We start from the raw sequence: 26267 nt of genomic DNA on the forward strand, positions 1-26267 counted from the left end.
CCGCGTCTGGCGGTCAGACGCGACGGATGAAGGGAGAATGGCGGATGTCAGGAAGCGGCGTGGGTATGGTAAATTTTGCTCACTACGATCCAGCGCCCGTTGACCTTCAGCAGGTTGAAAAAGTCCGTAAAACGGAAGCCTGAAATATCGTCGGTATCGATACGCGCGCTTGCCGCGGTGCCCACGATGTCGACGTATACAATGGCGGCCTTCGCCTCCGGTGAAGGTCGGAACGCGGTATCGATGGTGTCGAAGAGGCCCTGGATCGGACCGCCCGTGAGATTTGCATCAGCGTCAACACCAAAAATCGTGGCCTGGTCGCTGAAAGCGGGCTTCATTACCTCACTCTTTGCCTGCTTTCCGCCTTCGTTATATTTGCTGAGGACTTCCACGATAGCGTTATATTCCTGCACATAAGTTAAGTCGGTCATATCATCTGTCTCCGATTGTGTTGTTACGGGTATCCGCACGGATGCCCGCTATGCGGTTGAAAATCTTTTTTATGACAAACAGTAGCATCAGACCCGCCACAGCAACTGCCATGCCGGTTAACACATCCGCTCGCTGTAAAATATCCCCGGCGCTGAAACCGCCGTGCAGAAGCACCTGGACGTCAGAAATAACACTCCCGGCAGCGGCATACACATACGTGCCGGGGATCAGGCCAAACACCGTCGCTGCGGCGTACTTTCGTAGCGATACACCGCTGACCCCAAGCACGTAATTTAGCGGCGTGAACGGCAGGACCGAGCTCAGACGTAGCAACAAGATCAGCAGGAGGGCATTGTTATGCGACAGTGAAAGCAGGGTTTTCAGATAGCGGTTCCGGCCTGCAGCGCGCGATGCGACCGGAAATAACTGACTTTTACTGAGGCAAAACGCGACCAGAGCGGAGGTGGTGCCCGCCAGCAGAGCCAGCACGGCTCCTCCGATAGCGCCGAACAGCCACCCGGACAGCGCGGCCAGCAGAGAAGCCGGGAAAAACATCAGCGTGGCCGTGACAAAAATAACGAAATACAACACAACCCCTGCCTCTCCGGAGGACTGCAGATAATGGCTGAAGGAGAACGCGAGTTCTGACATAGGGGGCTCATATAATTGTGTAGTGGTCACTAAGTAATGTTATTATTGTATAGTGATCGCTATGTAATATGTCAAGAGAATGATTTTATGCCCGACATGAAGACGAAAAACGCAGGTGCCACTGGCGAGAAGCCAAAAGGCCGGCCGCGCAGCTTTGATCGTGACTGGGCCCTGCTCAGGGCGCTGGACATTTTCTGGCGTAAAGGGTTTGAGCCAGCATCGGTAGCCGAGCTTTGCGCTGCGATGGAAATCAATCCGCCCAGCCTTTATTCCGCCTTCGGTAACAAGGCAAAACTTTTCCTGGAGGCCGTGAGCTATTACGAGAGGGTCTACTGGAAGGCAACCTGGGAGCGGCTTGAAGAAGAGCCAGATATCACGCGGGCGATTGATAAGTTCTTCAGCGAAGCGGCTGATATTCTGCTTTCGCCTTCCGCACCTTGTGGCTGCATGGTGGTCCTTGCGGCCATCAACGTCTCTCAGGAGTCTGCTGACGTTGTGGAGGCGGTAAGCATACTCAGGCAGGAAGGAAAAGACCTGTTTGAAAAGCGACTGCGCAGGGCTGTACATGAAGAGCAGTTACCTGCAGGTACCGGCACCGCCGCGCTGGCCACCGCGCTGAATACGCTTCTGGAGGGGATGTCGATCGAGGCGAAAGATGGCGCCACACTGGAAAGCCTCAGAGCAACCGGCCAGTATGCGTCGCGTCTGCTGCCTTGCAGAAAACAGTGACCGCACAAAATGCGAACTGTAACACTAGACGACCGGTCAGTTTTATAGCTAAGCTATACGGACTATGAAAAAACAAACGGCTAACGTGCGTCAGCACATCATTGATGTTGCCCGAACGCTTATCACCCATAAAGGTTATAGCGCCGTCGGCCTTGCTGAGATTGTCAAAGCCGCTGGCATTCCTAAAGGATCCTTCTATTACTACTTCCAGTCCAAGGAAGAGTTTGCTGAAGCTTTGCTGGAACATTACTTCACTCATTATCTCGTTCAGGTTGAAGAGCAGTTGTGCGGCAGCCAACCCGCAAGAGAGCGGCTGCTGCGCTACTTTACGTTTTGGAAGGCCACACAGGGAGCAGATCTGCCGGAAAGCAAGTGCCTTGTCGTCAAACTCGGGGCAGAAGTCTGCGACCAGTACGACAAAATGCGAAGCGTCCTGGCAAACGGAACCCATGAGATTATCCTTAGGATCACGGCGTGCATACAACAGGGGCAGGAGGATGGCTCCCTGCCATCAGGTGTGGATTCAGAGGCTCTTGCAGAAGAGCTTTACCAGCTGTGGCTGGGCGCATCCCTGATGGCAAAAATTCATACGCCTGAACAGGCGTTCGACAAAGCAATGAGTGCAACAAAGCGGCTGCTCGCGTAGCCGCATTTTTTTCTGCCAATTTACTAGACGACCGGTCAACTATTTAGGAGTAATCATGACTGACAACAGTAACCGTACCGATCTCTTTTCCCCTGTGACTATGGGGAAACTTCAGCTGGCTAATCGTATCGTTATGGCGCCTGTCACCCGTAGCCGCTATGGTGAAGATGGTGTACCAAATGAGTTACATGCAACATACTACGCTCAGCGCGCCAGCGCTGGACTGATTATTTCAGAAGCGACAAATATCTCAGCTCAGGGCCGCGGATATGCGGCAACGCCGGGTATCTGGAGTGAAGAGCAGGTCGCAGGCTGGAAAAAGGTCACCGATGCCGTTCACGCAGAAGGCGGTAAAATCGTCTGTCAGCTCTGGCATGTAGGCCGTTTTTCAAGCGTTGAACTGCAGCCCAACGGCGAGCGTCCTGTCGCCCCCTCCGCAATCAAGGCCGAAGGCCAGACCTATACCGTCAATGGCTTCGTACCGGTATCGACGCCACGCGCGCTCGAAACCGACGAGATCCCGGGCATTATTGAGCAGTATAAGCGTGCCGCAGAAAACGCCCTGCGCGCAGGTTTTGACGGCGTGGAAGTGCACTCTGCAAACAGCTATCTGCTCGATCAGTTCCTGCGCGACTCAACCAATCATCGTACCGACGCCTACGGCGGCTCTGTAGAAAACCGCGCGCGCCTGACGCTGGAAGTCACTGAAGCGATCGTCAACATCTGGGGCAATGACCGCGTAGGCATCCGCCTGTCACCGGTAACTCCTGACGCAGGCAACACGCCGCCGGACAGCAACGTGATGGCGATGTATGGCTATCTCATCCAGCAACTTAACCGTTTTAATCTGGCATACCTGCACTTCGTTGAGGGTGCCACTGCAACGTCGCGTGACGTGCCTGCCGACGTGGATATGGATGCGCTGAGTGCGCAGTTCAGCGGTCCGTTCATCGGTAACAACAACTATGACCTCGAAATGGCGATCAGCCGCCGTAATGCAGGGGTCATCGATGCCGTTGCCTTTGGCCGCCTGTTTATTTCCAATCCGGATCTGGTTAAGCGTCTGCGTTATGGCGCCGAGCTGACCATCGCGCCTAAGGAAGCCTACTACGGTGGCGGCGCGAAAGGTTACACCGACTGGCCGGAAGCGAATTACTGATAAATACAACCGGCGGGATCTGCCCGCCGCCTGTACCTCATCCCAAAGGATAAGAATATGAATCATCTGCAGAACAAAACCGCGGTAATTACTGGTGCGTCATCGGGCATTGGTGCCGCGACCGCGCTGGAACTTGCACGTCATGGTGTGAATATCGTAGCCGCGGCACTTGATCAGACCGGTCTCGATAAGCTGGTAAAGGATATTGAGTCAGCCGGTGGCCATGCTTCCGGTCTGGTGACGGATGTGACTCGTCTTGAAGATACACAGGCGCTGATAAAGCATGCTACCGATACCTTCGGTACCGTTGATATCCTGATTAACAACGCCGGGCTGATGCTCTTTTCAGCCTGGAGTGACATCGCGTGGGACGACTGGAACAAGATGGTCGACGTCAACATCAAGGGCTATCTGAACGCCATTGCGTCCGTACTCCCGGTTATGCTCAGCAAAAGTGACGGCCAGATCCTGAACATGGCTTCTGTGGCAGGCCACCAGGTTGACGCCGGCGCGGGTGTGTATAGTTCGACCAAATTCTTTGTTCACGCCATGACAGAATCAATGCGTAAAGACCTGGGCGTGAATAAAGGCATCCGGGTCAATACCATCAGTCCTGGCGTAATTAACACAGGATGGGCTGATAAAGTGAGCGATCCGGAAGGGCGTAAGGTGGCGCAGGAGCTGACAAAAATTGCTATCAGCCCGCAGGATGTGGCAAATGCGGTGGTCTATGCACTCAACCAGCCCAGAAACGTGACCGTTAACGATCTCATCGTGTCCCCTACTAAGCAGAACTGGTAAATCAACAATGGCAGCCGGCTGGCTGCCACTTCATCTCTGAAATAAAAGTCGTCAGCCTATCGTCATCAGACCGACGCGGTCTGCAAGGCTTTAGTTCCAGCCAGATAAACATCATTTTCCAGCACCCTGCGCATCTCGCTGCATAAGTCCGGTTTGCAGTTAAAAGAGGCTGACCAGACAACATGCGTGTGTCCCGGAGTGCAGGTTGGCAGCAGTTGAATGGTGGAGAGATAATTTTCAACAGGCAGAGGTGCTGTTTCAAAGGAATAGGTCAGCAGATATGCTTTGCTGTCTTTACGGATTAACTTTTCGGTTCCCGTGGCTCCGTTTCCAAGGGTTACGCGGCGAACGGCTCCTACCACATCTTCTGTGCAACCCTCTTCGAACTCACTGCTGACTACGGCAGGATGCCATGCTGACAGAGCGTGAAACTTTTCAATAATTTCCCAGACTTCTTCAATATTGCGCGGTATAACCAGCGATGCGACAGTGCTTTCCATGATTCTCTCTTCAATTTGATTACGACCACAAATCTTTTTGTATCGGTCACTATGTAATGTGTTTATATTTTTAGTGATCGATACATAATAAGTCAACTGGATTGTCTCTCAGCCAGATACTTTGAGTACTCACAAACGCTGATTTACTGATAATTAATTAACTCAGACCTGATAACTATCTACAACACTACTTCCGCTTTTCGCTCATAGCGGACAGTTTCATCTCTATGCGCTTCCATCAGCCTTTATTGGTTCATATGTGGCTTTCGATAGCTCCGCTGGTGCCAGCCTGTCCGCGAAACTTGCGCAGCAAACGCGCCGCGCATATACGGTTTGGGCTTACCTTTTATCAAACGCTTAGACTACGATTCGCCTGCCAAATTTTTTGGATAAAAGCCATCATTACCAAAGCAACATCGAAAAATGCTTAATTAAAAGTGCTCACGCCTGCATTCCCTTACCCCGTGCCAGATTAATTCTTTCAACGCATTCCCTAAACGCTTTAAGTTGCTCCGTAGAGAGTTCAGATTCATCAATTTTGACCAGAAGAGCGTTGAGAGAGCGTTCAATATCATTTTTAATTAGCCGTAAGCAGATAACCTTAACCCAACGTGGAGAAAGCTTACTGAGGCCAATTGCTCTTGTGATTTGAAATTTCATGCGATGCCTCTCAACCGCCAGTGTGCCGGTTTTCAACCTCGGTTATAACACGCAATGGACAGGACGTCTGTTATTCCTTCGCCTAAAATTTAGCATGAAGCGCTTAGCCTAGGATCAACCAGCTTTCAGCGAACATCAAATTTGGTTGCCCAGCCTGATGCGCAAGCGATACGTCATACCAGAGAGTTACTAGCTTAACTTATGGCAATTTTAATGATCTGATACAGGTTGGGATGTCAGCTTTGTGCCATGAGCAGACGTTCCTAATGTAAGTCCTTGCTAGTTAACGGAGAGCAGGTCGCAGCGGAGGATTAATATCAAACAATTCAAAATCGATACGGGAAAAACTCAAAAGCAGTGAATGGTTTTTGTTGCCCGCTAAAGTTGAACGAAACCCTTATCGAGTTGTGCTTACATCGTTGATGTCACCAAAAAAGATAGCAAGCGATTGTTCTATAATACAAATAATCTTTCGTTGAGGCTAACTGCAATCTTGCTGCCTACTAAGAGGGGAAAAGAAAAGATATCGGTACTTACATTTATTATAAAAATTCAGCATACTTTTTGATTGTAGCTTATAATGAATAAGCTTCTTATGAAGCACATGAATGGTAAAGCAACCTTTTCTGATTTTCAGAAACCGTGTTAAGCACACGGTTTTTTTTGCACGCACTCAAAAAGTTAGTGTGTGAATTTTAAAAGAAATATTAGAATTCTTTTTTTGCAATAAAATCGGAAATTCATGCAACCTCTACACTCATCTGCAGATGGTTATTTCTTTAAATCAAACGACCGTTAGATGACAAAAAATATTAAATGCGTCCATTAACTCTCGAAGAATTGCATATTGACGAAAACATGATCTTATTCTAACTTTATCAAGTGGTGAATCCCCCTCAGCGGCGGGGCGAACCAGTCAAAATGCAATATGCTCGCGTATCTCAGGACTGGTAAAGATACATCGGGAGGCACCCGGCACCACATCTTAACGTATCTTTATAAAAGAACATTTTTCCTTAAGCAGTTGTTCGATTTTTTTATACAAAAATCTAGAGGATTTTTTTCAAAAAAAAACGGGATAATCGACATCGAATATCCCGTCAAGAATTTCACATCGATAATATTCTTTATCTTCTTTATACAATATACACGACGAGCCATGATTAACAATCTAGTAATTCTTTTGTGTTATATATAAAACAATAACAAGAAAACTATTAATTTTTAAAATCAATTAAAGGGGAGGCTATTTTCTGCACAGCTAAGACTTTATGTTCCAATAGCGGGCCAGTTCTTACCAACATATCTCATCCCGACAATACAATCGCATTATCATGGATGGGCAGCAACGCTTGGTCTTGATGACACGCTGTAAGGCACTGATTCCGTGAGGAGAACAAAATCTTAACTGAGATACAAGAAAAGCAAGAATCTCAAGGGGATCCATCTTCTGTTTGGCCATAACAAACTGGAACGCACAGTCCGCTATCTGGGCATTGAAGTCGATGATGCGTTAGAGATATCTGAGTCGATGGAGTATAAGATTGTCAGGGCTATAACAGCAACCTTGCGCCATAAGCGGAAGTAAAGATTTCTAAGGCGATCAGGGTAGCATCACATCCCTGTATCTGAAAACGAAGTCTCAGGAAAAGTGCTCGCTTTGTGCAAAATATTTCTATGTTTGTCATGGTTAATTTTTATCTTATCAACCATGCTTTTTGTAATTACAGAATTGGGCACTTCGATGCTCCATAGTAGTCTAATCAGACATCCCAGGATACGTAAATGCGCAATGCAATTCTTCCCATCGCCGTAGCCGTGGCAATGTTTATCCTGGGGTTATTCATTCTTAATACACAGGTCTGGTACACCACTCGCGCAGACGGTCTTGCTGGGGCAAGGTATGTATCAAACAATATGACAGTGATTCTGAATGAAGCCCGCCTTGCTAACCGGACGGCGATGGGTATTGCCGAAAAAGGCTGTGGCCCGGAAGAGCAATATCAGCTTGGTACTTTAGCAGCACTCCTCCCCCATCTCAGAACTATCATTATAGTCAGGAGGGGAGCAGTCTGGTGTTCATCCCTACCGGGAAATCGCGTACTACTGGTTAACATTAACGCATTGCCGAATTCCCAACTGTTACTTGTGCCTTCCAGCAGTACAGTTGACGGTCTTCCTGTTCTTCTCGTTCAGACCAAATACGCTGACAGCCGTATCATAGTCACAGTAAGCGATAGTCATATCAGGGATGCGCTGGATATCCCATTAAAAGGCCTAGGATACGCCCTAAGGGTAGGGAATAACGTAATAGGTATGTCCGGTGATGTCACTAAGGTAAACGAAACGCAACATCTTTCTGCACACGTTAGGGACTCAGAATATCCCTTCAGTATTGATTACAACTACGTTGCGTTTTTCAGCATGCAGAACCTGCAGAATATGATCAGTCAGGCTGGGGGGATACTGCTGTTTTTACTGCTGATGTCCTGTCTCGCCGCCTACATCCTTAATAAATATCTTACTAAAACTACTCTCCCTGAAGAAGCGCTTGGTCGGGCCATTTCCAAGGGGGATATCGTCCCTTTTTATCAGCCTATCGTAAATGGCAAAGATGGCACACTTCGTGGTGTTGAAGTGTTGGCCAGATGGAAGAATCCGAACGGAGGGTATATTTCTCCTGCTTCATTTATTCCTCTGGCGGAAAAATCAGGGTTGATAGTACCGTTAACGCAAAGCCTTATGGCCCAAGTAGTGTCTAATTTGAACGCCGTTGCCAGTAAAATACCAGAAGGATTCCATGTTGGGATTAACTACAACCCTTCTCATATCGCAGCGCCCACATTTGTGGAAGAGTGTTTGAAATATAAGAATTGTTTCAGTCGGCACGATTTGAAACTTGTCATTGAGGTAACCGAGCGTGAGCCCCTGAATATCGATGAAAAACTTGCTCAAACCCTGAATGAACTGCATGCAAATGGTTTTTCCATTGCACTTGATGATTTTGGAACCGGCTACTCAGGGCTCTCCTACCTACAGGATCTCAATATTGATTACATCAAAATTGATCAAACTTTTGTAAGTCGGGTTAATGAGCATGAGGACTCGACTCTCATACTGGATTCTGTCCTTGACCTTGCGCGAAAACTTTCAATAAGCATTGTTGCAGAAGGTGTAGAAACGCAAGAGCAGCTTGACTATCTAATCAGGAACAATATCTTATTTATGCAGGGATATTATTTCTTTAAGCCAGTTCCTTTTTCTGAATTAATAATGATTTTGTTATCTAAACCTAAAGTGAGAGTGAAGGTTGAATGAACAGTTGGATGTTCACAAGAAACGTCCGCTCCTCGCTCATTGCCGACCTTCAACTCAACTGCCTTGTCCGCTTCGTGCCATAAACGGACACTATTGACCTTGAACAATGAAAATGAATAACAACCCGGCCGGGCCTACCCAATCATTTTTCAGAGTATGAAATGCGGTAGCCACTGCCTTCCCTGAGAACACTGGCAAACCCAGCCTGACTTAAATGCATGCCGGCAATGATCATTTTTTCGCTGGCGGCTTTTCTCATAATTTTCTTTCTTGTTTCCTCAGCCTGAGCGGCATCAGTGTCGAATAAAATAGAAACAGCCGGTTGCGCTGACTGAATATGCGGATAATGGACAATGTCTCCCCATATTAATAAGCATTTATCATCCGCATCGATGCGAAAACCGGTATGCCCAGGCGTATGACCCGGTAGCCATACCGGCATAATACCTTCTGCTATTTTGTCGCCGTTAAAAAAACGCACCTTACGGGCATAAGCGTCTAAGGTTTGGCGGACCAGCCAAAAATTACGTTGTCCGCGCTCATTTGCGATGCTGAGTTTTTTATCATCCTGCCAGTGTCTCGCTTCGAGAGGATGAAGAAAAATTTCAGCATGTTTGAAAACAGGCTGTTTCTCAGAATCCAGCAGGCCTCCAATATGATCCGGATGGCAGTGCGTCAATAAAACAGTATCGACGTCGTCAGGGCTTACACCCGCAGCAGCAAGGTTCGCGTTGAGTTGTCCTGCCATGTTGTTCAACGGGCCTGTGCCAGCGTCAACCAAAATGATCCGACCCAGACCGCGGATAAGATAACAGTTTATATGGATATCGCCGGGCTCACTGACTCCGGCACGGCATTGAATAACGTCCGCATCAGCTTTTTCAATGCCTGACAGCAAATCCAGACTCGCCGTCATATTGCCGTCACTCAGCGCAGTTATTTGAAAATCGCCAATCTGGCAGAACGGAAAGGGATGGCTCATCATTTCCTCGAGGTTAGTTGCGGGCGAACAGGTGTTCTGCTGGATAGCCAAAACAGCGAATACGGGTCGTCAGACCAGAGGCCTGATGAGTGACAAATTCCAGTTCAAGCATAAAGTTTTCCATGACTTCATGGGTTCGCAATGTTGTCAGACGATAAAAGAGCTCGGCATAGACCGGGTGCCCGCATCCCGGCTTAACATCGACAAAAACGATATGAACGTTTTTGGGCTCTGCATCAAGGATGTCACAGCAGAGGGCGCTGCATTTATAGGTAAAATCACCAAGATTTTTAAACTTGTCAGAGTGATTTTCAGAAATATAAAAAGTCAGATTAGGCATGATGTTATGGCTTCCCTTTATCAGGGCTCTGCAACTGAGGTGTCAGAGGTTCGTAGAGATACACTCCAGATACCTCTGTAAACAGCGGGACCATCTCAACAGGCAAGACATATGCAACGCGATAGTCAGGGGATTTATCCAGCCCCACTGCATGCATTTCCAGCCCCTGATATCCCTGTTCTGTCTCTAAAAAGTCTATTGGCTTTGCGCTCAATAGCAGAATGTTATCGAAAGAGATGGGTGTAGCAAGGCCCTGGCCTTCATAGAGGTTACGATGCCAGTCCGTAATGTAGACCTGCCAATGAGAGAAATTACCGCCCCCTTTTAAACGATAATCCTCACTGCTGAGAATCTCCGCATCATTAATCGTATGAATGGCCAGGTAAACAGGACAGCCGGATGTTAAGGCGCGAAAGCGTTGAGAAGTCGTGAAGCCAGCAACAGATATCAATGCGGGCAGTTTTTGCTGGCTGTAAAAGGCATTCCATTCTGCCTCGCTTTCAGGATCGTTATACGAGCATTCCACGGTATAGAACATAAGCCCATCTCTCTATGAGTCATAAACGCAAGCAAACAGATTTGCTCAATGATTTTATGTCATGCTACAGACTGTATGTGCCGCTTAAAAACGATAATATGTCACTGGTTAGTGACATTAAATCAATGAGAGCACATTGCAGGCATTGAGCAAGGAACAGGTTTTATGCGCAGAAAAATACCCAGTAGTGCGTCCCTGCAGGCTTTTGATGCCGCCGCAAGGCACGGCAATTTTGCTCGTGCCGCAGAGGAGTTATCCTTAACGGAAGGGGCGATTAGCCGTCAGATTGCGCGTCTTGAAACGTTGCTGAACTGTAAATTGTTTGACCGTATGGGAAGCCGGGTAAAGCTTAACCCTGTTGGCGCGCGCTATGCACATCACGTACGTGAAACGCTCGATCGGCTCGAAAGAGATACGCAGTACATAATGGGAATGCCTGAGGGCAGTAAAAGTCTGGATATTGCTGTCCTGCCGACCTTCTCCTGCCGTTGGCTCATTCCCCGCCTGAGCGGGTTTAACTCTTTGTTCCCGGATATAACGTTAAATATTGCGGCGAGAACGGATCCGTTCATATTGCCAGGCAGTGGCTTTGACGCGGTCATTCATTTTGAACATTCCGCATGGGCAGGCATGCGTATGCAGTTTCTGTTTCAGGAAAATCTGCTTCCTGTTTGCAATCCCGCACTGTTAACTAATATTGATGTCAATAGACAGTTAAACGAACTTCCGCGCATTCACCGTCGACAGAATCCTGATGCATGGCATCACTATGCCCGGGAAAGTGGAATACACCTCGATAATCCGGCTCAGGGTGTGCGGTACGATCTTCATGAAATGGCTATCGCTGCCGTCATCGCAGGACACGGCGTAGCATTGGTTCCGCGTATGTATGTCGAGAACGAATTAAGTTGCGGTATGCTTGTTTCGCCATGGCCCGCCTCAGACTGCCTGAGTAAAAAATTCTGTTTAGTAAAACCGACGGAAACGGGAATCAATGAGGCTGCGCTGGAAAGTTTTGAATGCTGGTTGCTTGCTGAAATGAATATGCCCATCAGCTTTAATGCCGAACGATGACATTACGTCTGTTTCTCGCTAATAAGGGACAACCATACTCAAATCTCCCACATTGCAGGAGATTTGAGTATGAACATGTCACCGTGGAACAAAGACCGTATCATCGGCCAAAAAAGACCACTTCAGATATCTCATATCTGGGGGATCCGAATCCGGCTTGAACTGGAAGGTAAAACGCGCGATTTAGCTCTGTTCAATATGGCCCTGGACAGTAAGCTTCGAGGCTGTGATCTGGTCAAACTCAAAGTATCTGATGTCGCATATGGTAGCTTGGTTTCAAGCAGAGCAACGGTGTTGCAACAGAAAACCGGTAGCCCTGTGCAATTTGAGATAACTAAAGGAACAAGAGAAGCTGTTGCTGCATTGATAAAGCTTGGCAATTTGCATAGCAAAGACTTCTTGTTCCGGTCTCGAGTCGGAACTAACCAGCACATATCAACCCGGCAATACAACCGAATCTTTCATGGGTGGATAGAAAAGCTTGGTCTCGAAGATTCGCTTTACAGCACACATTCCATGAGAAGAACAAAACCTTATCTGATCTACAAGAAAACCAAGAATCTCCGGGTGATTCAACTTCTATTAGGCCATAAGAAACTGGAAAGCACAGTCCGTTATCTGGGCATTGAAGTCGATGATGCGTTAGAGATCTCTGAATCGATTGAAGTCTAAGGTTGTCAGGGCTGCAACAGCAGCCCTGTGCCAAGAGCGGACATTATTTACGTTCGATGCATCCCTCGTAAGATAGGCCATCCCGGTTCGCCTTCAGCTACACTTGTTCCTGTTTTTCATCATGAACAGATAGTATTCCGCTGCAGCAGGCTGGTATGTTTGTTCCAGGACATTTAAATCAACAACATGCATGGTCCAATAACGATGAAAGTGATTCTTGTTCGACACGCAGAAACAGAGTGGAATGTGAGAGGCGTTATTCAGGGGCAGAGCGATAGTACGTTGACCCACCGGGGGGAGCGCCAAACATCAGCCTTACTGGCAGCATTTGCCGCAAGTGATTACCAGATTGAACGTGTTTACGCTTCTCCACTTGGTCGTACCTGGCAAATGGGACAGAGCCTGTCTGAGTGCTTTGGTTGCTCATTGGTAGCTGAAACCGCCCTTAAAGAACAGGCATTTGGTCAGTTTGAAGGCATGTCAACGGCACAGTTCCTGCAACACCATCCGAACGATGCAAATGCGTTATTCAAACTTGATGCAGAGTATTGTCCGCCAGAGGGAGAGTCATTAGCACAGGCAACTCAACGCGTAATAAGTTTCTTACAAAACCTGCAAGGCACCAAAGAACATCAGTGCGTATGTATCGTCTCGCATGGGCATGTCAGTCAGGGAGTGCTGGCAATACTTAAAGAAGGGACTATCGATAACTTTTCCCGATATGCTCACCCCAATGCAAGTTACTCCGTTTTAGATTTTTTTGATGGAAAATGCATTGCGCTCAGATGGGGAATTGCCACACACCTACTTGAACGATAGGTTTCTAGTGGCCATTTGAGTTCAGCGATCTTACCGTAACACGATGTCCGCTCCTCGCTCATAAATGACGATACCCCCTTGCAGTAATCCCTCCTATTAGGCCTCGCCAAAATCGCATTCACCTTTTTGCTTAACCGGCTTTTATGTGGGGATCCGACTTGGTTATTTTACGGATTCTGGCGGAGGAGAAGTGAGACTGGTGATGATAAAACACTAACATGTGAATAAGTGGATGTAATATAACTCAATAATATTCCGGCCACTTTATTGTGGGGCATCTGTGGGGCATTGAAGTCAAAATTTTTGTTCAGCAGAGCTACCCGGCCTCCGTTTTGTTCCGACATCCATTTACCATAGACGTTGAAAACTATCTGGGAATTTGTGTGTCCCATCTGGTTAGCAAACGAGTACGTGGCAGATTCTCAATACTGCACATATGCTTCTTAAGCATCCTTCGGAATGGATGTTTCTGAAAGCTTTTTTGTGGTGGATCTCCCTAAGCGGAGGGGCGGTTCAGCAGGACATTTCTCCAGAGTGTCTAACCAGCGCGCGGAAATGAATGCTGTGATCATTTCCACCGGGAGGCACCCGGCACCACTCCCTCAGTTATTGTCAACTTAGCTATTTATGCCTGCTTTTCCGAGCAGGCTTTTTTTTCCTTTGTGTTTTGTAAGTGTTCTCAGGGCTATGAAAGGGTGCTAATCCTCAGTATGTGTTTTAGCAAAACGATCCTCGAAACAATACAAGCTCGTTTGAGATAAAAAAGCGCGGAGAACGACATCACTCCTCTCCGCAATAATAATTCCATCTTCTGCCCGTTTGTCTTTCTTTTATCCACAAAAGCTAAAGCCATGACTTAATGTAAATAATAACATTTTTAAACTATGTGGATAGTTAATTATTTTTTGTATAAATGACTCTCCTTAAGGATTGTTTAATCTATGGCTTTCCTAATAAGAAAGAAGCGCCGGAGAGTATCTATCATCATCAGGCTGCCGTTTGGCAGCCTTTTTTATTTCTAGCTACAGCACTCGCACTTAGCGAGGTGAGAGACCATGAAATTGAATGATTCAGGGAACATCTTCACGCAGTTCTTCGCGTGGGTAGCAGCTCTGGCGTCAGCCATTGAATTTACCACTCAGGATCTGGTGTCCATGTTCTTTGGCGCTGCTGGTCTGCTTATCTCCTACATTAACGGGCGGGTAGATGCAAACCGCAGGCGTAGAGAGGATGAGAAGCGAACAAAAATGGTCAATGACTACCTGAAAGGCGTTGGTGATAAATCCCTAAACGAGCGTCCAGCTGCTGCAAGCGTGGTCGTTGAGGCCTTACAAATGGAAGGTGAGTGATGGGATCCAGAGCAAAGTCGAGTACAGCAGTTCTGGGCCTCGTACTGGCTGGTGCACCGGCATCCGTCATTCTCGATAATTCAGGTGACCGCCACGGGGCATGCGAGGCAATTCGCTGGTGGATTAAAGACGGTGGTCGCGATTGCCGCATGACTAAAGGCCAGAAGAATGGATGCTACGGTTAGGTAGAGCGGCGAGACCAGGAAAGTGCGTTGGCGTGCTGGGGGATAGACCAGTGAAATTTAATCTTTTACCAATCGTGGTTGTGGTTAATGCTGGTCTATCAGCTGCACTCGGTAAAAGTTGCTCAGACGCCAATGTCCTATAGAGTGATAACGAAGTTCTTCGCAGTGACAATGCTCTGCAGGAGCAGTTAATCGCTACTCAGGCATTCAATTTTAATCGGTTCAATCAGGTTGCAGAACATGCCAACAGACTTATCTCCCTGATCGACACCAGTACAGAAGAAACCATAATCGAATACCGTGAGATTCTTCGCCGTGAAAAAACCTGTGATCTGCCTGTTTCTGCTGATATCGCTGGCGGGTTGCTCGAATACGCGCACCGTTTACGTGCCAGCGCCTTGCACACCGATACCAACAGACCTGACACAGCCGATGATCGTGCCGCTGCTGCCAGATCAATGACGTACTGTCAGGCGGTCTCGTGGATAATGCCGCTACTGGCCGTAATTGAGAAGGGCAACAATAATTTCGCTGGCATAAGGCAGATCGAGCTGGAAAGAAATTACCAGGGATGGCTCGTCCTTGAGCACACGGGTATTCCTGAACGACGGCTTTACCTGACATAGCAAAGCACTATTAAATTGTAGAAAAGACTCAATATTTAACAAGCGTGGCACAGCATTGAAAAAAAGCCCCCGCATGGAGGGCTACCAGAGTCTCAGTTTCACTTGCTCTTTTTATAGATGCTTCCCTGGAGTGGCAAACTCCTCATCAGAGTCCTAAACAGCCTGGCAAATAGCTAGTAATCAACAAGCATAAGCGGTAGCGATTAGGATAATCCTTACCTGATCATTTGGGCTGGGCAGAAACATCAAATGTTCTGATTATCCATAGGGCTGACATAGCGACTGCAAAGGTATAGAGTTGATGTGTCTTTATGGAATGAGGATTAACATGAAAGGTAAAGTGATTATCGCTGCTATGGCTTTGGTTTCGTTCAGTGCTCTTGCCAACGAGGGGCAGTATCTTTCTGACTTCGCCAGTGCAAAAAGCACCTCTAAAAGCTACTCTCAGTTGATTAGTAAAAACAAACTACCTGCATGGGTAAAAAATGGTGGCACGAGCACGCCATCAACCGAAGTTACAGTTGCAGGCAAAAAGTATATTGCCCTGTCAGGGTGTAAACCACACAGTTGCCCAGAACAGAATATTGCTGTTCTCTACTCACCTGATAGCGGTGATATCCATGGTGTTTTTTCTGATTTCAATGCAGAAAAGAATCGTGAGACATTGACCTGGTTAAACGTGGATCCGATTGATTCTGATGCGATGAAAAATGCGCTTTTCAATCGGCTGTACGGCAATTAAATAACCCAAGCTTCAAACTGTAATCCACTAGTTTGAAGCTTCAAAATACAAATCAATCGCCATTCAGTGTGTTGGTTGCTCACATCGCACCCTCATTTCGCTTAACTTTAGCAATGAACTCCTCTGTTATTGATAGTCCCGCTATGATTTCCGAGTTTAAGACAGAAGCACCAAATTTACTTACGAGGTCCAGAAGAGTTTCATATGTCTGGATGAGTTCCATTAGATCGGAAATCACTAATTGGTCATGCTCAGTGCGAAAATGAGACTCGGCGGAGGTTTGATGCACTATCCACTCGAGATTGGTCTTGATTTTCTGTACGTCATCGTAGTTATACATATTTCATAAGCTTAAATCCTCATTTCAAGATTTCTTTGAGAAAAATACTTCATTGCTTCAAATACTGAAGCTGTGAGTGACGTCTAAAGTTCATTCAGTTTAGAGGTAACAATGGCTAAGCCGGACTGGGGCGAGCTGCAGAAGCGGTTCCTGTCTGATCACGCTGCTACTGGCATATCCCCTAAGGAATGGTGCGAGGCGCATAATCTTAATTATGTAACTGCTCGCCGCTATATCAAGAAAACTGCTGCGCAAAATACAAAAATTTACCCGCGAAAGATAGTGCGCACTGCGCAGAAAGATAAAAGCGCAGATGAGCTGGTGGACATAAAGCTAAGCGCGAAGGTAAAGCGCTTTATTGCTGAATACCTGAAGGACAATAACGCCACAGCCGCCGCTGCGCGTGCTGGTTATAGTGACCCAAACTACGGTCGTCAGCTTATAGCGAATCCTAACGTTGCGCAGGCTATTGCGCAGCAGCAAAAAGCGTCCATTGCGCGCACGCTTGGCAGTGCCGATGAGGTACTCGAACAGATGTGGCAGCTAGCCACCTTCGATGCAAACCAGCTTTCGCAGTATCGTCGCGGCGCGTGTCGTTACTGCTGGGGCTTCGGTCATCACTACCAGTGGCTCGGGGGGGTAACGGCGGTAGAGAAGTTAATCATCTGCGGAAACAAGCCAGGTTCATTCAGATTGTTGATGTTCTGGGTATAGTTAATCGTGTGGTCAGTTCTGAAGAAATGACAGGAGTCTGCCGGTGCTCCCTGTGCACCGGTAGCATGCGAAATCAGGTGCTGCTGGTGGACGAGCTTCGAAAGCGCGGTATTCACTTCAAGAGCCTCACTGACAGCATCGATACCTTAAGTCCGATGGGGCGTTTCATTTTTCATATTATGTCTGCTCTCGCAGAAATGGACAGGGAGTTGATAGTTGAACGCACCCGGTCAGGTTTGGCGGCTGCGAGGGAAAAGGTGCGAATTGGCGGCAGGCGTCCGAAGTTAACAGCCGAACAATGGGCACAGGCCGGGAGGCTCATTGCTGATGGGGTTGAAAGGAAGCAGGTGGCGATCATTTACGATGTGGCTGTCTGCACACTGTATAAAAAGTTCCCTCCTTCTAAACAGGCTTAATTTTGTTCACATGAACGTTCAGCCGGAAAATTTACAATAACCATAATCTGAAGTGAGAGAGAAACTTACAAACGAAACGGCGAAGCTTTAAACAGTCACAGCGTATCCGGTGTCTTGCGTACCCTGGTAAATAAAACTACTGTATATAAAAACAGTATTCGAGGTGTGCATTATGGAGTTCACCAGGCCTGCAGAACTGCGAGAAATTATTACTCTTCCGCTTTTCAGTGACTTAGTGCAGTGTGGTTTCCCAAGCCCTGCAGCTGATTACGTTGAACAGCGCATTGATCTTAATGAGTTACTTGTCGCTCACCCAAGTTCAACGTATTTCGTTAAGGCCGCTGGCGACTCAATGATAGAAGCAGGGATCAGTGACGGTGACCTGCTGGTTGTGGACAGTTCGCGCACAGCTGAGCATGGAGATATCGTTATCGCCGCGGTAGAAGGGGAGTTTACAGTTAAGCGCCTGCAGCTACGCCCGACAGTCCAGCTCATACCGATGAACAGCGCTTACTCGCCGATAATTGTCGGCAGCGAGGACACGCTTGATGTGTTCGGTGTCGTGACTTTTATCGTGAAATCTGCGAACTGAGCATGTTTGCACTCTGTGATGTGAATTCGTTCTACGCATCATGCGAGACGGTGTTTAGACCTGATCTGAGGGGGCGGCCGGTGGTCGTGCTCTCGAATAATGATGGCTGTGTAATCGCGCGCAGCCCCGAGGCCAAGGCCGCTGGAATTACCATGGGGGAGCCGTTTTTCAAGCAAAAAGAGTTGTTCCGGCGCGCTGGTGTTGTTTGCTTCAGCAGCAACTATGAGCTCTATGCAGACATGTCGAACCGTGTGATGACGACGCTTGAGGAAATGAGCCCTCGTGTCGAAATTTACAGTATCGACGAAGCTTTTTGCGACCTGACCGGTGTTCGCAACTGCCGGGACCTGACTGAGTTCGGCAAAGAGATCCGCGCTACAGTTCTGAAGCGTACGCACCTTACTGTCGGAGTCGGGATTGCCCAGACAAAGACACTGGCGAAGCTGGCCAACCACGCTGCAAAGAAATGGCAGCGGCAGACCGGCGGGGTAGTGGACCTGTCCAATATCGATCGCCAGCGCCGATTACTGGCTATCGTGCCGGTAGAGGACGTATGGGGCGTCGGTAGGCGTATCAGCAAGAAGCTAAACGCCATGGGCATTAAAACGGCTCTGGACCTCTCTGAGCAGAGTACGTGGATTATTCGAAAGCACTTCAATGTCGTCCTGGAGCGAACCGTCCGAGAACTGCGCGGTGAGCCCTGTCTCGATCTGGAGGAATTTGCGCCTGCAAAGCAGGAAATCGTCTGCAGCCGGTCATTCGGTGAACGCGTCACTGATTACGAACAAATGAGGCAGGCCATTTGCTCCTATGCAGCGCGGGGTGCTGAAAAACTGCGTGGTGAGCACCAGTATTGCCGTTTTATCTCGGCGTTCGTGAAGACATCACCCTTTGCCCTAAATGAGCCGTATTACGGTAACAGTGCATCTATGAAACTTCTTACCCCCACTCAGGATTCCCGCGATATTATCAACGCTGCGGTAAAGTGCCTGGATAAAATCTGGAAGAATGGTCACCGGTACCAGAAAGCCGGTATTATGCTCGGGGACTTCTTCAGTCAAGGTGTGGCCCAGCTTAATCTGTTTGACGAGAACGCGCCGCGGGCCGACAGTGAAAGGTTGATGGAAGTGCTCGATCACCTGAACGCAAAAGGCGGGAAAGGAACGCTCTATTTTGCAGGGCAGGGCATACAGCAACAGTGGCAGATGAAACGGGATATGTTATCTCCACGATATACTACGAGGTATTCAGACCTAATAAAAGTTAGATGATTCTTTAAACGGTCTATTCATTCGAATCTAATTATCGGGTATGAGTATTAACAGTAATATGTCTACTACTATGCTTTTGTAATGTAAATAAGCCCCTGCAATTATACAGGGGCTTATGGATATGATGCCGGGTGCCTCCCGGTGAGTCATTGAACTAACCACTCGTGACTCGCTGCTTCAGAAATTCACGATGAGTCGCTTGATATACAAATCATCAGGTTAATTAGCCCTGCCGCTGAGGAGGATTCATCATTAAACCGAATGTAACAGCAATGCTTAGCAAATGATACAATAATTACTGATGTGCCTCATGATTTTTTTCGCAGTTTGCACGGTCAAAGTATTTTCAGATGGCGAAGGTTAAAATATCGATGTTCATTTTTTGACTTTAAGTCTTGAAACAAAGGTTAAGGTTTTGTCTTCTGGGCAAATCATTAGAAAAATTGCTGTGGGAGATTCTTCTAAACGTGTAATTCCATGCAGCATCTGGTAGAGTCTTTTTTTTAGTTTTTCTGCTCCATCTTTTTCAGACTCCCACTCTAAAACTGCCTGACCCTCTGAACCAATGAATGCATGGGATGGAAGTTTGACACCTCGGTTTGACTTACTTGAATAGTTCCGGTCATGCAAGAGACCCAAGAGAAGAGGGTTGATATTATTATCTGAGGCTCGTGCTTCAATTACTATTAATACTGTGTAATGTAGGATTTTCATGGAAGCCTTATGGTTGCTTCAGCAATAAAGTCATATTGCCATGGTGTTGGATGTATATGTCTTAATTATAAATGTTTGTGTGGGGGTAAAAAAAGCCTGCGTTAAGCAGGCTATAATAATTAAACGTAGTTATAATAATGATTTCATGAATGTCGGTGTTGAATCCCTAACGTCAAAGATACTTCTGCGCAGCATCTAATATTTCCTGAGAGGTAAGCTCTCGATCTGATGCCACATGGGCCACTTCATGGTCACCTGTTAAAGAGGGTAAACCTGCTGACATTATCTGAAGGTTTATCACTTCTCCATTAGGATATTCTTCGCGTATTGATGTCACACCTTTAAGCACAGTGATAACTTTACCTGGCTTACCATTAAAAAAAATGATTACTTTTTTCATATATCACCATGTACTTTGAGGGTTTTTAGCCCCTGCAGGTGTTCGAAAGGGTTCTTTTTGTCCATTTTTTTTGCCTCTTTCGAAATTAAAACAAGCATTATACTGCCTTAACGTGTACTGTAACGGTCCATTTGAACTGGAGAAGTCTATGTCTGCACGTAAAAACACTCAATTCCGCCGAAATTATTTAGTAAAATGTCTTTGTCCAAAATGCTCAAAAGATTCCGAACATAGTTACAATCGTGTACAAAAGGGGGCTCAATTGGTGTGCCCGTACTGCTGTGCTTTATTCAAATCTTCCCAGCGCTTCTAAAAAATTAATAAAAAATAAGAAGTGATGCTTTTAGAGGCTGCCTAACCTCTTACGCACTTTAATATTTTATAAGCAGTTAGCTTCTGCTTTGAGACTGTTCATGCAGCAGTCCTGCATTTCATCACATCGGTCAGCAAACTTGATAGTAAGTAAATATGCTGGCCTGTTGTAATGATGTGCGTAACCGAGCAATCACCTTCCACTGATAAAGTCATGCTGGCTTAAGTAAACCATCTAAAAATTATCTATCGCAAAGTGTTACATTGGCAGCGATTGGACCTTTAGTTCCAGCTATGATAGCGAATTTGACTTTTTGTCCTTCAAATAGAGTATTAAATGTTTCTCCCAGCAGGGAAGAAGTGTGAACAAGAACATCTTTACTTCCATCGAGTGGGGAGATAAAACCAAACCCCTTATCTTCGTTAAACCACTTAACAAGACCTATGATTTTAGATGACATACAAACTCCGTATGAATATTTAAACTGACAAGCAAGCTCATGATAAGAAACGTATTAGGGTATACGTATGGACTCAAGAGGAGGAGGTATCAGAGATAACACCTGGTTATGAGAACGGCTTTTGGAAAAGTTAGATTCATCATCGCAACGAATCAGTCAAACCATTAAGGCACGTGTTGAATGATTAAGCAAATTTTATTTTAGCCTTCCAGAAGGCCGTTAAAATAGGATTAGCTATTATTAACCAATCCTGTATAGTTCAATCTGGATTGCCATTAGGAAAATATTTTTCTCGTAAAATGACAGGAATTGTCAAAAGTTTTGACTTCAAGAGCGGAAAGGGATTGATTATCCCATCAGATGGCAGAAAAGATGTTTTTTTTACATATTTCTGCATTGAGTAATAATGAAAGCCAAACGTTAAAACCTGGCGTTCGTGTTGAATTTTATCGTATAAATGAGCTTAGTGGTTCGATGGCTGCAAATATATTTATTTCTTAAAGTAAGATAATGTTGAACCAAATATAAAGTGCACATCAAAAGTACATCAGATTATATATCTATTTGTTCTATCAATTTTCTCCCCTGATTTTTTACTCTTCCTACTTCACGGGTCACAGCATGCCAGATAAACATCTCAGCTGGTACAGAGCCGTCAGATGCAATCTCTTTCGCTTCTTTCCCTCCAACGTCCTGCCGTATCCATTCCCGGGCCGCTTCTGGTGACAAAACAAGTGGTCGGCGGTCGTGAATGTCGACCAAACCTTTATCAGCTGCAGATGTCACGATGAGAAAACCTTCTGCTTCATCGCCGCGCTCAAATGGTGTGCTGCCGATCGATGGCATAAATATTGGCTGGCCGTCGGCACGGTGAATGAAGTAGGGCTGTTTCTTGTCTCCTTCCTTCTTCCATTCGAACCACCCATCTGCGAAACAAATCGCCCGTCCATGCAGCCATAACGGTTTGAACATGCGACTCGTAGCCGCCGTCTCGACGCGCGCGTTAATCAGTGGCGGCTTATCCCACCACCCGGGCGCGTAGGACCAGAGAACCGGATCGAGATGCAGCTGTTCGTCGCGTTCGCTCAACAGCAGGACTTTGGTACCTGGTGCCACGTTGTAACGTCCAATGGGTTCCGGGTCGTATGCGATGTCGCGATCGGCTTCATCGGCCAGGTATGCCAGATATTCTTCGCGGGTTTGGGCTTGTGCAAAACGTCCACACATAGAAACCTCCAGTCAGTCAGACTGAAAGTATAGGTGTTATCCCGTTTTTTCCGGCGGCAGAAGTTTCAATGCGGCATCCATGAAATCGTTCATCACTGAGATTGGGATGTCGGGTTCCTGATAGGTCAGGGTTAGCTCGTGTGTTACTTCCGAGTAGAAAACTTCAGCGAGTTGCTTTTGCGGGGAGGTATCCGCCTCTATGAGCTCAAGGAACATTCCGTCGCGAACAACATCGCTGCCTCTGATGTAGTGGTAGGTTTTCTGTTTCATCGTCCTGATGCTGTAGTTGGGAGTGATGCAAAGAGTTTGAACGGATTTGGATGGAGGGTAAACGTCCGGAAGTGGATAATGGAAAAACGCTCGCAAGATTTTGATGATGGGGCATAGTTGGGGCAAAAAATCAGCTCAAAACAACTCAAAACCTCATAAGGCAGTGACTCGTCTTGCGCTAATGCTTTGGTTTTAGCTAGCTACTGACTTACTTCAACTTAGTTCGTCAAAAAGATGCCGCACATGCAGATAAAGCACTAATTAATGCAAATTACTATCGGGAACGCATTATTGCTCAAGAAGCAACTAAAAATGAATTATGCGTCATGAAATCAAAAAAAGGTGTGTTTTGCTGTACGGCTGAACCGCGGGTCCGTGGAGCGGGGTCAGCAGGGAAATAGGGGTCAAGGTTCTGTTTTCTGTGACAAGATCTTTCGTTTTTTCTTCAGGTACATCACTTCGTCACATTTACCGATCATCTCCGCCAGCGTCGCATACTGGTCTGCGTTATTGATCAGTTCGCCAAAGGAGAAATTGATGTTGTAGGGCTTACCCGAGGTGTCATTGTAATGATCGAGACTGGCACTCAGTGCGTCCAGAAAAGAGACGGTGTTACCGTCCCGCCGAAGAAGGGCGGCAAACTCATCCCCGCCGAGGCGGCCTGCAATTTCGCCCGGTTCGAGGTGCTGATGTAAAAAGCCGGCAAAGACCTTCAGCACCTCGTCACCCTCAGCGTGTCCCCAGAGATCGTTCACCGGTTTAAATTTGTCCAGATCGAAATAGATGAGGCTGAACGACGCATCCTGCCGGTTCATCGCGCGAAAGAGTTTTTCGCCGGCGCGGTAAAACCCGCGCCGGTTGGGAATGCCCGTGAGGCTGTCCGTCATGGTCATGCTGATGGCCTCGAATTCGTCCTCTACGATACAGGCCAGGTCCCGGAGGGACGCAATGTCCTCATCCGAGAAGTCACGGGGAGAGGTGTGGATCAGGCACAGCGTGCCGGCCACCGTGCCGTCCGGCAGGCTCACCGGCTGGCCGGCGTAGAACCGGATGTGGGGCTCACCGGTGACCAGAGGATTATCGTGAAACCGGGCATCGGCAGCCGCATCGTGAATGATAAAAGGCCCCCTCTGCAGAATGGCGTGCCCGCAGAACGAAATATCACGTGGGGTTTCGCGCACGCCGACGCCCTGACAGGCGAGGAGCCACTGGCGCTCGCGATCCAGCAGGCTAATCAGGGCCACCGGAACCTGAAAGGCTTTGCGGGCCAGCCGCGTCAGGCGTTCAAAGCGTTCATCATCACGGGTATCAAGAAGACCGGTAATATACAGGGACTTCAGTCTCTGTTCTTCATTCTCCGGAATACCGGGTGCCTGCATGTGCTCTCCTGGACTGTTCAGAATTTTATAAACAGGCAAGTATGTGCCTGAGTCTGGCTGAGTATAGTTCACAGCACTTGAGCCGGTGACTATCGCCATTCCTGTCCGTGGCAGACGTTCAGTATTCGGAATTTCGGTTCCTGAAGGTACAATCACGCATTAAGACTGCAGGCTCACAGATCCTGTTTGCCAATTTTCGGATCCAGAGGGAAGAAAAGCGGAACTAATGCAGCCCGAGCACAAAAGGGGGGTGTTTATTGCTGAATGGGCATTAGCGCTGCGGAAGCACAGAAAGAAAGTTTATGTGTAATAAAATGAACAGGGTTCCATTTGCGAGTAAGGCGTCAGATTTCTGGAGCCTGGTTAATCCGCATCCGGAACGATAAATCCTGACCCGGACTCAGACGTCCGCGTCAAGCCTGCGGCAGGAACGCGCTCCGCTCAGTTTTTTTTATTCACACACAGTGCAAAAGGTGACTGCGGATTCCCCAAAAGCCAGGCATTGGCTGTAGAGCTTAATCGTAACTGGCGTTCTGTGCCTTCAGGAACAAAGAAAAAACTCTTTTCGATAATCTCATCATCTGCATTATCCCGTGCTGTTTTAATATGACGCATGTTGCTCACAACTATTTCTCCCGGCGTCTTAATGTCATAGTCAAACATAATGTTACGTGAGACCGTCTGCTTGCCACTTGCGGTCCCGATACTACCGGAGAGCACAACCAGCCCTTCAAAATCACTGTCCAGCCTGAATGTTAACTCCAGCGTGGAAATATAATCCGGATTAGCATGATCATAATGAAGAATGGTTGAACAGTTTATTGTCAGGCCGGGTTTCTGTGAACGCTTAAGCCACGTCAACCCAGCGGCTATGATTATCAGCCCTGAGATAAATAAGGTTATCCATTTTTTTTTAAATCCTGCGTTCATAACCACTCCAGTAATAATTCAGACAGGAAATGTATTCATTGTCCTTCAAGGTACATCGGCTGATAAATGCCCGGCCTTCGCGGCCGTAAAGATAAGCCTCGGAAACCTGGTACAGGAAGGTCGTGCCATTCAGACATGAAATCCCCCCCTCCTTGACCAGTTCGGTGAAGATCATTTTTTTACGTTCTGACAGCGCCGGGGAATTATTCTGAGTGGTGTATACCGGGCACTGGCCATAGTCGAAGAGAAAATACGTCGACATATCGTTCTTCGGTATCTGTACGTTTTTCCAGGGCACTACGCCAGCAAGCATAAAATAAATTGCCGTTGCGAGGACACACAGGACCATTGCTGCTGTTATAAATATGCGACCGGAAAGAAAGGGCCCTTTTGTTTTTTCTACAGTGCTGTCAACAATTTCAACTGTATCGCTTTCGGGGGCTGAGGCAGTAATGATGTCCTGTGGTGCATCTTCAATAATCTGTACGTCCACATCACCGTTAAACATAAAACCTATTTTGGGGATAGTAGATATACACTCTGTGCTGACACCAAAGATTCGGAACTGTTTCCTGAGCTCGGAAATGTATTTGTTCAGCGTATGATTTGAAGAGTGCAGGCCATGTAAATCCCATACGTTAAGGAGCAGGTCATCACGTGGTACAACCTGAGTACGCTGTTCAATCAGGTACGAAAGCAGTCTGTTCATTATCACCGTCAGGACGATAAGTGAACCCTCATCGTCCTTAAGCCACATCGCGCCGTCTTCAGTACGGTACTTAATCCGCATATCAATCAAATAAACCATTTCCGACTCTCCGTGCCTCATGGTTAAAGGGGCCAGAAGATGAAGACTTCCGGTGAAAACTTATACTGCCGACTCGTTTCCAATGATACCACAATCCCCTTGCTGTGCACTTTATGTAGTTACATTATCTGTATTTGGTGTTTAATTTGGATTTTTTACTTGTAATTAGGTTGTTTGGCGATACATGTTGTCGCTTCAGGAATTGACTGG

The 26267-nt window shown here is 47.1% G+C and carries 28 protein-coding genes and 6 pseudogenes; 19 read left to right on the forward strand and 15 right to left on the reverse strand.

Features of this window, described 5'->3' with window-relative positions:
- Nucleotides 1–47: 47 nt before the first annotated feature.
- Together ACMGGE_RS22330 and ACMGGE_RS22335 are read right to left on the reverse strand one after the other, a co-directional pair.
- Entirely contained in the window at nucleotides 48–431 is a 384-nt protein-coding gene (locus tag ACMGGE_RS22330) for a nuclear transport factor 2 family protein (RefSeq protein WP_420290640.1), read from the reverse strand.
- A gap of 1 nt (nucleotide 432) precedes the next feature.
- Entirely contained in the window at nucleotides 433–1083 is a 651-nt protein-coding gene (locus tag ACMGGE_RS22335; protein WP_420290641.1) for a TVP38/TMEM64 family protein, read from the reverse strand.
- An 87-nt stretch (nucleotides 1084–1170) separates the two neighbouring features.
- Here ACMGGE_RS22335 and ACMGGE_RS22340 point away from each other — a divergent pair, with 87 nt between their 5' ends.
- From ACMGGE_RS22340 to ACMGGE_RS22355, 4 genes are all read left to right on the forward strand, one after another.
- Nucleotides 1171–1812: a TetR/AcrR family transcriptional regulator gene (locus ACMGGE_RS22340; RefSeq protein WP_420290642.1), complete on the forward strand. Its 642-nt coding sequence runs from the start codon at nucleotides 1171–1173 to the stop codon at nucleotides 1810–1812.
- Nucleotides 1813–1876: 64 nt separating this feature from the next.
- Entirely contained in the window at nucleotides 1877–2458 is a 582-nt protein-coding gene (locus ACMGGE_RS22345) for a TetR/AcrR family transcriptional regulator (RefSeq protein WP_420290643.1), read from the forward strand.
- 55 nt (nucleotides 2459–2513) lie between these two features.
- A complete protein-coding gene (locus ACMGGE_RS22350) occupies nucleotides 2514–3617 on the forward strand; it encodes an alkene reductase (RefSeq protein ID WP_420290644.1) in 1104 nt (367 codons plus the stop codon).
- 57 nt (nucleotides 3618–3674) lie between these two features.
- Complete coding sequence (locus ACMGGE_RS22355) at nucleotides 3675–4418, forward strand: SDR family oxidoreductase (protein ID WP_248059275.1); 744 nt, start codon at nucleotides 3675–3677, stop codon at nucleotides 4416–4418.
- Nucleotides 4419–4483: 65 nt separating this feature from the next.
- Here the strand turns inward: ACMGGE_RS22355 and ACMGGE_RS22360 are convergent, their stop codons facing one another.
- Together ACMGGE_RS22360 and ACMGGE_RS22365 are read right to left on the reverse strand one after the other, a co-directional pair.
- Nucleotides 4484–4918, reverse strand: a complete 435-nt coding sequence (locus ACMGGE_RS22360) for an SRPBCC family protein (RefSeq protein WP_420294202.1) — start codon at nucleotides 4916–4918, stop codon at nucleotides 4484–4486.
- A 441-nt stretch (nucleotides 4919–5359) separates the two neighbouring features.
- Nucleotides 5360–5578 (reverse strand): hypothetical protein, encoded by a 219-nt coding sequence (locus tag ACMGGE_RS22365; RefSeq protein WP_412730771.1) that lies wholly within the window; start codon nucleotides 5576–5578, stop codon nucleotides 5360–5362.
- Between the two features lie 1283 nt (nucleotides 5579–6861).
- Here ACMGGE_RS22365 and ACMGGE_RS22370 point away from each other — a divergent pair.
- Both ACMGGE_RS22370 and ACMGGE_RS22375 read left to right on the forward strand, forming a co-directional pair.
- Nucleotides 6862–7166, forward strand: a pseudogene (locus ACMGGE_RS22370) (hypothetical protein); the annotation flags it as partial.
- A 197-nt stretch (nucleotides 7167–7363) separates the two neighbouring features.
- Complete coding sequence (locus ACMGGE_RS22375) at nucleotides 7364–8896, forward strand: EAL domain-containing protein (protein ID WP_420290645.1); 1533 nt, start codon at nucleotides 7364–7366, stop codon at nucleotides 8894–8896.
- A 142-nt stretch (nucleotides 8897–9038) separates the two neighbouring features.
- On the opposite strand, the gene ACMGGE_RS22380 is transcribed toward ACMGGE_RS22375, so the two are convergent.
- The 3 genes from ACMGGE_RS22380 to ACMGGE_RS22390 are packed head-to-tail and all read right to left on the reverse strand — an operon-like array spanning nucleotide 9039 to nucleotide 10756.
- Nucleotides 9039–9878: an MBL fold metallo-hydrolase gene (locus tag ACMGGE_RS22380; RefSeq protein ID WP_420290688.1), complete on the reverse strand. Its 840-nt coding sequence runs from the start codon at nucleotides 9876–9878 to the stop codon at nucleotides 9039–9041.
- A gap of 13 nt (nucleotides 9879–9891) precedes the next feature.
- Entirely contained in the window at nucleotides 9892–10218 is a 327-nt protein-coding gene (locus tag ACMGGE_RS22385) for a hypothetical protein (protein WP_420290646.1), read from the reverse strand.
- A 4-nt stretch (nucleotides 10219–10222) separates the two neighbouring features.
- Nucleotides 10223–10756, reverse strand: coding sequence for a sugar ABC transporter (locus ACMGGE_RS22390; RefSeq protein WP_420290647.1), 534 nt, complete (start codon nucleotides 10754–10756; stop codon nucleotides 10223–10225).
- A 165-nt stretch (nucleotides 10757–10921) separates the two neighbouring features.
- Between ACMGGE_RS22390 and ACMGGE_RS22395 the strand changes: the two genes are divergently transcribed.
- The 11 genes and pseudogenes from ACMGGE_RS22395 to ACMGGE_RS22445 all read left to right on the forward strand — a co-directional run bounded on the left by ACMGGE_RS22395 (nucleotide 10922) and on the right by ACMGGE_RS22445 (nucleotide 19556).
- The gene (locus tag ACMGGE_RS22395; RefSeq protein ID WP_420290648.1) at nucleotides 10922–11830 is read left to right on the forward strand and encodes a LysR substrate-binding domain-containing protein; all 909 of its coding nucleotides are present in this window, start codon (nucleotides 10922–10924) and stop codon (nucleotides 11828–11830) included.
- A gap of 69 nt (nucleotides 11831–11899) precedes the next feature.
- Nucleotides 11900–12502, forward strand: coding sequence for a site-specific integrase (locus tag ACMGGE_RS22400; RefSeq protein ID WP_420290649.1), 603 nt, complete (start codon nucleotides 11900–11902; stop codon nucleotides 12500–12502).
- 204 nt (nucleotides 12503–12706) lie between these two features.
- Nucleotides 12707–13321, forward strand: a complete 615-nt coding sequence (locus ACMGGE_RS22405) for a histidine phosphatase family protein (RefSeq protein WP_407859543.1) — start codon at nucleotides 12707–12709, stop codon at nucleotides 13319–13321.
- Nucleotides 13322–14376: 1055 nt separating this feature from the next.
- Nucleotides 14377–14670 carry a hypothetical protein gene (locus tag ACMGGE_RS22410; protein ID WP_420290650.1) on the forward strand — a complete coding sequence of 98 codons (294 nt, stop codon included), beginning with the start codon at nucleotides 14377–14379 and terminating at the stop codon, nucleotides 14668–14670.
- 77 nt (nucleotides 14671–14747) lie between these two features.
- Nucleotides 14748–14855, forward strand: a pseudogene (locus ACMGGE_RS22415) (lysozyme); the annotation flags it as partial.
- A gap of 50 nt (nucleotides 14856–14905) precedes the next feature.
- A pseudogene (locus ACMGGE_RS22420) lies at nucleotides 14906–15481 on the forward strand (hypothetical protein).
- A 328-nt stretch (nucleotides 15482–15809) separates the two neighbouring features.
- Nucleotides 15810–16223 carry an Ivy family c-type lysozyme inhibitor gene (locus ACMGGE_RS22425; RefSeq protein ID WP_248223303.1) on the forward strand — a complete coding sequence of 138 codons (414 nt, stop codon included), beginning with the start codon at nucleotides 15810–15812 and terminating at the stop codon, nucleotides 16221–16223.
- A 451-nt stretch (nucleotides 16224–16674) separates the two neighbouring features.
- Nucleotides 16675–17220: pseudogene (locus tag ACMGGE_RS22430) on the forward strand (terminase small subunit); the annotation flags it as partial.
- Nucleotides 17221–17336: 116 nt separating this feature from the next.
- Nucleotides 17337–17693, forward strand: a pseudogene (locus tag ACMGGE_RS22435) (recombinase family protein); the annotation flags it as partial.
- Nucleotides 17694–17865: 172 nt separating this feature from the next.
- Nucleotides 17866–18285, forward strand: coding sequence for a translesion error-prone DNA polymerase V autoproteolytic subunit (locus ACMGGE_RS22440; protein WP_420290651.1), 420 nt, complete (start codon nucleotides 17866–17868; stop codon nucleotides 18283–18285).
- Between the two features lie 2 nt (nucleotides 18286–18287).
- On the forward strand, nucleotides 18288–19556 hold the full coding sequence (locus tag ACMGGE_RS22445; RefSeq protein WP_420290652.1) for a Y-family DNA polymerase: 1269 nt from the start codon (nucleotides 18288–18290) through the stop codon (nucleotides 19554–19556).
- Between the two features lie 375 nt (nucleotides 19557–19931).
- Here ACMGGE_RS22445 and ACMGGE_RS22450 read toward each other — a convergent pair whose 3' ends face one another.
- Together ACMGGE_RS22450 and ACMGGE_RS22455 are read right to left on the reverse strand one after the other, a co-directional pair.
- Entirely contained in the window at nucleotides 19932–20270 is a 339-nt protein-coding gene (locus tag ACMGGE_RS22450) for a hypothetical protein (protein ID WP_420290653.1), read from the reverse strand.
- A 172-nt stretch (nucleotides 20271–20442) separates the two neighbouring features.
- Nucleotides 20443–20670, reverse strand: a complete 228-nt coding sequence (locus ACMGGE_RS22455) for a hypothetical protein (RefSeq protein ID WP_420290654.1) — start codon at nucleotides 20668–20670, stop codon at nucleotides 20443–20445.
- A 148-nt stretch (nucleotides 20671–20818) separates the two neighbouring features.
- Here ACMGGE_RS22455 and ACMGGE_RS22460 point away from each other — a divergent pair, with 148 nt between their 5' ends.
- Complete coding sequence (locus ACMGGE_RS22460; protein ID WP_420290655.1) at nucleotides 20819–20983, forward strand: YnfU family zinc-binding protein; 165 nt, start codon at nucleotides 20819–20821, stop codon at nucleotides 20981–20983.
- Nucleotides 20984–21224: 241 nt separating this feature from the next.
- Here the strand turns inward: ACMGGE_RS22460 and ACMGGE_RS22465 are convergent, their stop codons facing one another.
- Nucleotides 21225–21443 carry a cold shock domain-containing protein gene (locus tag ACMGGE_RS22465; RefSeq protein WP_042719078.1) on the reverse strand — a complete coding sequence of 73 codons (219 nt, stop codon included), beginning with the start codon at nucleotides 21441–21443 and terminating at the stop codon, nucleotides 21225–21227.
- 299 nt (nucleotides 21444–21742) lie between these two features.
- Here ACMGGE_RS22465 and ACMGGE_RS22470 point away from each other — a divergent pair.
- Nucleotides 21743–21944 (forward strand): annotated as a pseudogene (locus ACMGGE_RS22470) (cold shock domain-containing protein).
- 51 nt (nucleotides 21945–21995) lie between these two features.
- Here the strand turns inward: ACMGGE_RS22470 and ACMGGE_RS22475 are convergent.
- From ACMGGE_RS22475 to ACMGGE_RS22495, 5 genes are all read right to left on the reverse strand, one after another.
- A complete protein-coding gene (locus ACMGGE_RS22475) occupies nucleotides 21996–22670 on the reverse strand; it encodes an SOS response-associated peptidase (protein WP_420294203.1) in 675 nt (224 codons plus the stop codon).
- 36 nt (nucleotides 22671–22706) lie between these two features.
- Nucleotides 22707–22940: a hypothetical protein gene (locus tag ACMGGE_RS22480; protein ID WP_420290657.1), complete on the reverse strand. Its 234-nt coding sequence runs from the start codon at nucleotides 22938–22940 to the stop codon at nucleotides 22707–22709.
- A gap of 404 nt (nucleotides 22941–23344) precedes the next feature.
- Entirely contained in the window at nucleotides 23345–24319 is a 975-nt protein-coding gene (locus ACMGGE_RS22485) for a diguanylate cyclase domain-containing protein (protein WP_420290658.1), read from the reverse strand.
- Nucleotides 24320–24760: 441 nt separating this feature from the next.
- Nucleotides 24761–25249, reverse strand: a complete 489-nt coding sequence (locus tag ACMGGE_RS22490; RefSeq protein WP_420290659.1) for a hypothetical protein — start codon at nucleotides 25247–25249, stop codon at nucleotides 24761–24763.
- The gene (locus tag ACMGGE_RS22495; protein ID WP_420290660.1) at nucleotides 25233–26057 is read right to left on the reverse strand and encodes a winged helix-turn-helix domain-containing protein; all 825 of its coding nucleotides are present in this window, start codon (nucleotides 26055–26057) and stop codon (nucleotides 25233–25235) included. Before ACMGGE_RS22495 ends, ACMGGE_RS22490 begins: the two co-directional genes overlap by 17 nt.
- Nucleotides 26058–26267: the final 210 nt, after the last annotated feature.

It is taken from the genome of Enterobacter sp. BNK-22 (genome assembly GCF_048684805.1).
Classification (GTDB): domain Bacteria; phylum Pseudomonadota; class Gammaproteobacteria; order Enterobacterales; family Enterobacteriaceae; genus Enterobacter; species Enterobacter quasiroggenkampii.